This window comes from Nonomuraea sp. KM90, from assembly GCF_052246675.1.
Classification (GTDB): Bacteria; Actinomycetota; Actinomycetes; order Streptosporangiales; family Streptosporangiaceae; genus Nonomuraea.
Window position 1 is genome coordinate 1 of sequence record NZ_JBQQCB010000268.1, and the last position, 5223, is coordinate 5223.

Genomic DNA, 5223 nt, shown 5'->3' on the forward strand with positions numbered 1-5223 from the left:
GCAAGCGATGGACCATGCGCTGGAAGGCACCCTTGAACGCCTTCCAGATCGCCTTCGAAGGCCGCCTCACCCCTGCCAACCTCTGAACACTTCAACACCCAAGATCAGCCGTTAAGTTGACACTCCCGTGCACCGCCCAGGAGATCAGCAAGCGGGTGCAGGCCTTCGACGACGGCTGGCACAACGTGATCTTCAGGGGCGAGATCGTCGGCGGCGACTTCGGTACCGGCCGCTGGGATCGTCCGGGCCGACGACGGCACCGAGCGCGAGTTCGAGGCGGGCCGGCTGCAGGAAGTGGAGGACCAGCCGGTTCTCTCCCCCGTCGAAAGGGTGTTTGCGGGAGCGTGGACGCGCTTTCGGTCGTGCCGATGAGTTTTGTGCGGATCCGTGGTCGATACGGCTGGACACACCGACAGCGTGGGCCTGTGCTGGGAACGTCCCAGCGCGGGAGGAAGCACATGGAGACAGTGATGAGCGTCGACGACTCCAAGCAGGAGCACACCATCCGGACTGGCGAGCAGGGGAGGCGGGTGAGCGGTCCCAGGGTGTTGGTGGCGGGGGCGAGCATCGCGGGACCCGCGCTGGCCCACTGGCTGCGCCGGCGGGGGGCCGAGGTGACCGTGGTGGAGCGGGCTCCCGAGCTGCGTCCCGGCGGGCAGGCGGTGGACGCGCGCGGGGTCGCCAAAGAGGTCATCCGGCGGATGGGGCTGGACGCAGCGGTGCGCGCGGCGTGCACCGACACCGCCGGCGCGCACATCGTGGACGCGGACGGGAACGTGCTGGAGACCTTCCGTGCCGACGACGACGGTGGCGACGGGTTCATCGCGGACATCGAGATCCTGCGCGGGGACCTGTCCCAGGTGCTCTACGACGACACCCGGGACGGTGTCGAGTACGTCTTCGGTGACCGGATCGCCGAGCTCAGCCAGGACGCGGACGGGGTTGACGTGGTCTTCGCCGGCGGCGACCGGCGGCGCTTCGACCTGGTGATCGGGGCCGACGGGCTGCACTCGCAGTTGCGAGCGATGGTCTTCGGGCCGCGCGAGCACTTCATCCGCCATCTCGGGCTCGTGCTGGCCTTCTACAGCGTGCCCAACGAGTTCGGAGTGGACCGCTGGATGATCGACTATCAGGAGGCCGGACGGTCCGCCGGCCTGCGGCCCATCCCGGACGCCACCCGGGCGATGGCCATGTTCTCCTTCCCCGCGGCCGACTTCGACGTCGATCACCGCGACGTCGCGGCGCAGAAGCGCCTGCTGTGCGAGCGTATGGACGGTTTCGGCTGGTTGACCCGGCGCATCCTCGCGCACGTGGACGACACCCCGGACTTCTATCTGGACCAGGTCGCTCAGGTGGTGATGGACCGCTGGTCGAGCGGACGGGTGGGGCTGCTGGGGGACGCGGCGTTCAGCGCGTCGCCGATGTCCGGGGCGGGCACCGGGCTGGCCCTGGTCGGCGCCTATCTGCTGGCCGGAGAGCTGGCCGCCGCCGGGTGGGACCCGGAGGTCGGGTTCGCCGGCTACGAGGCTCGGATGCGCTCGTTCGTGGAGGCCAACCAGGAGATCGGCCGGTTGCACGTACACAGCCTCGAGGTCCCGGGGCCGGACGCCGAGCCGAGCCCCGATTTCGCCGGCGAATGGTTCACCGAACTGGTCGAGCGTGCGATCAACGGCGTCGAGCTGCCCGACTACGCAGGGGTGCCGGACTCCGGGGTGCCGGCCGGACTACCGGTGATCTCGTCGGCCAAGCCGTAGGTGTCACATAACGTGTCGAGAGGGACCACGCTTCGGTAGGACACCGCCGAACGACCTCCGCTCATGCCGCGTAGTGCGCGTTGGAGCGCCCGTTCGGCGGCCACGCCACGTTCCGATGAGACGGTGTTGAGTCGGAAAACTGACAAGATCGATGAGATTCCACCGCGCGGGGTCTCAGCGGTTCTGTCACTTGCCTGGTCGGCGCTCACCGGAACTGACATGACCATGGGGACATCGACCCTGTGACGTCCAAGCCCATTGATCCCCAGCTGGATTGCTCGCCCGTCTTGTCTCAAGTCAGTTGTCGGTGCGCAGCTCGCCGACATGGCTCCCTGACACGATGGATGAGAACGGACAGCTCCCACGCCGCGCTCGGGGAGATCGTCTCGGCGGAGTCCTTGGCAAATACCGACATGCCACTTGAACTGCATGGATGTAGTTTCGGCAGGAGCCATCATCGACGCTCTCAGAGCCGTCCCCTGAACGACTAGGCCGGCCTCTGTCCATGATCAGCGCTTGACGTACCACTTTCGCACCGTTTTATCCGTCCCGGTGGTGAAGAGAGCCTGTCCGTCCGCCGTGAACGCGAGGTCGGTGACCTTGCCGGTGTGGCCGGTCAGCGGCGTGAGCCCCTGACCAGTTGCGGCGTCGAACAGAGCTGGTTCGCCCTCCGTCGTCACGGCGGCGATGAGGTTGCCGTCCGGGCTGAACACCAGATCGCCCCGCACCGTTGCGGTCAGAGTCGCGTGAGCCTTTCCGGTCGCGAGGTCGAAGAGGCGGACGCCCCCGTCCTTGTCGGTCGCGTACGCCTTGGAGCCGGGCGTGAAGCCGGCGAAGCGCCCGGCTTTGGCAACCGAAGTCAGCCGTTTCCCATCGGGCACGCGCCTCAGCTCGAAGCCGCCCTTGCCGCTCTTGCCGCCCGGCAGCGTGTCGGCGAGCGTCTTGCCGTCGGGGCTGATCCACACCGGGAACCAAGCGTTGTCCAGGGTCGCCGTGGCTTTGCCGCCGGCCACGTCCCACACCTTCGTCACCCCGCCGGCGGCACCCGTGACCAGCACCTTCCCATCCTGGCTGAACCCCATGCTCTGGATCCCGTTACGGTGGCCGGCCAACGTGGCCAGCAGCTTGCCCGTCGAGGGGTCCCACAAGCGGATCAGCGCGTCAAAGGGCTTTTCGGCGGCGAGCGTGCTGGCCGTGGCGACGGTCTTGCTGTCCGGGCTGAACGCCACGGCCGCGGATCCCTGGTGGCCGGTGAACGAGGCCATGACGTCGCCCCTGCTGGTGTTACGCAGCGAGACGGTCGTCGTGCCACCCGAGAGGACGCCCAGCGACTCGCCGTCCACCGTGGTGACTTCGCGCTTGCCGTCGAAGTAGGCGCCGGCGACCAGGTTGCCGTCCGGGCTGAAGACGACGCCGTTGTCCGTGTCGAACGTCGCCACCTTCTGGCCGGTCGATGTGTCCCACAACCTCGCGATCCGCGCGGCGGCCTGGTCGGCCGGCGGGTCGAGCGTGACCACCCAGCGGCCGTCGGGGCTCAGCTCAGCGGACTCGATCGAGCCGTCGTGACTCAGCGTGATCATCCCCAGCGTCGCCCCGAAGCCGGCCGAGCCGCCGCCGCTCTCTGTAGTGCGCTGCTTGGGCAGTGCGGCGACGATGCCGATCGTCGCGGCCATGGCGACGACGAGGCCGATCGCGCTGAAGCCCAACACGCGTCGGCGCTTCGTGACGCGCACCGGGGCGCTGCCAGGTGGCGACGTCGATAGCGTCTCAACCCCAGGCGTCTCGATTGCGGACGTCTCGATTGCGGACGTCTCGACCCCGGACGTCTCGACCCCGGACGTCTCGATTGCGGACGTCTCGACCCCGGACGTCTCGACCCCGGACGTCTCGATTGCGGACGTCTCGGTGGGCGTCCCGATCGCGGGCGGAGGTACGGCGGGCGGGGGCAGCCGGGGCGGCGCGACGTCACCCAGGGCGGCAGCGGCGGCCGCCCGCACCTGCCTGCTGTCATCGTCGTCGCGTAACCTGGCGAGCGCCTCACGAGCGGCCCGCCGATAGCCCTCGCGCCCCCCGGTGAGCAGCTCGGCGAGCGCTCGCACCGCCTCCAGCCTCAGCACGGGCCGATCGCTGCCGAGATCGGCGCGGACCTCCTCCGGCAGTATGGCCGGGCGGACGCTGCGCGCGACCACCAGCGCCCCGGTCGTCTCGAAGCTCCACTTACGCGGCACCTGCCCGGCCCCGGCCTCGCGGACGCGCCGGGCGACGTAGTCGAACAGCTCGTCAACGGTGATCTCACCATCGTGATCCAGATCGGCGCCCCCGGTCCGGAGCCCGTGCACCAGCGCTTCGGTGAAAATGGACGGCTGAGCCTCGTAGGAGGTGAGCTGGCCGCCCTCGAACGCGTACTCGGTCGCGCTGGACGCGGTCAGCACCGTACGCCCGGACCCACCCCCGCGGAACTCGTCGCCGAGGTAGACGGTGCGATCCGCGCGCACCGGAGTGTCGCGCGCGAACGCCCCGCTGTAGCAACAGTCCAGAACCAGCAGCACCGACCGCGACGCGGACTCGCTCATCTGCTCAGAGATGAACGACGCCGGCAGCCCGGTCGCCGCGAGCGAGCCCAGCTCGGTGTCGGCCGCCGCCAGGTAGAGCCGGCCCCGCTGGTCCTTGAGCCCGTGGCAGGAGAAGTGCAGGAGCAGGACGTCGTCAGACCGCCGGTCGGCGAAGAGAGCCGCGACCCGGCGGCGTAAAACGGACTCACCGGCATCGGTGAGCGTTTCGACGTCGAAAGCACCGATGCCCGGCTCGCCGAGGACCTGGGCAAGCGCCCTGATGTCGGAGACCGGCGAACGCAACCGGCTCAGCCCGGGATCCTGGTAGGCCGCGTTGGCCACCAGAAGCGCGCTCCGCCGGCCGGCCGTACCGGAAGCAGCCGCACCACCATACGTAGTACCGGTCTCGACGGAGATCAGGACCCGGCGACGACGCGGATGCGCCTGCCGCCACCGCTGGACATAGTCCGCGATCTGCACCACGGACGCCGCTGTGGACAGTCCCGTCACCAGGAAGCCGATCCCGGCGGCGAGCAGCTCGGCCGACCGGGTCCCCTCAGGGGCCGGCCCCTCCATCGCGCGCGTGACCCCGGGGATCCCCGACGCCAGCAGGTCCCGGCGGAGCTGGATGGCCAACTCCTCGACCTCTACCGGATCGACGTCGGCCCCAGCCGGGGTGATCCGCAGTGAGAAACCGTTCTCTTCGGACATCGCCGCTCCGGATCAGGGTGTCGAACGTGACAGACACCTCGATGCTGCCCGAGGAAACCAGCCGCGCGCCACGTTTTCCGGGGGTCCTAATGAGTCCTGGGAGTAAGCCATCCGGCAGACTCCGTGGTGGATGGTGGCCGCCGGCAGGTGAGCACTCGGGTGTCCTGGACGTCGAGTCCTGATGAAAGACCGTGCCCCTGCCGGTT

2 protein-coding genes are annotated in these 5223 nt (G+C 69.1%); one reads left to right on the forward strand and one right to left on the reverse strand.

What is annotated here, in order from left to right; translation table 11 throughout:
- Positions 1–470 precede the first annotated feature (470 nt).
- Entirely contained in the window at positions 471–1754 is a 1284-nt protein-coding gene (locus ACTWPW_RS62840) for an FAD-dependent monooxygenase (RefSeq protein ID WP_443174824.1), read from the forward strand.
- Between the two features lie 509 nt (positions 1755–2263).
- Here ACTWPW_RS62840 and ACTWPW_RS62845 read toward each other — a convergent pair.
- Positions 2264–5017: a caspase, EACC1-associated type gene (locus ACTWPW_RS62845; RefSeq protein ID WP_443174825.1), complete on the reverse strand. Its 2754-nt coding sequence runs from the start codon at positions 5015–5017 to the stop codon at positions 2264–2266.
- Between the last annotated feature and the right edge of the window lie 206 nt (positions 5018–5223).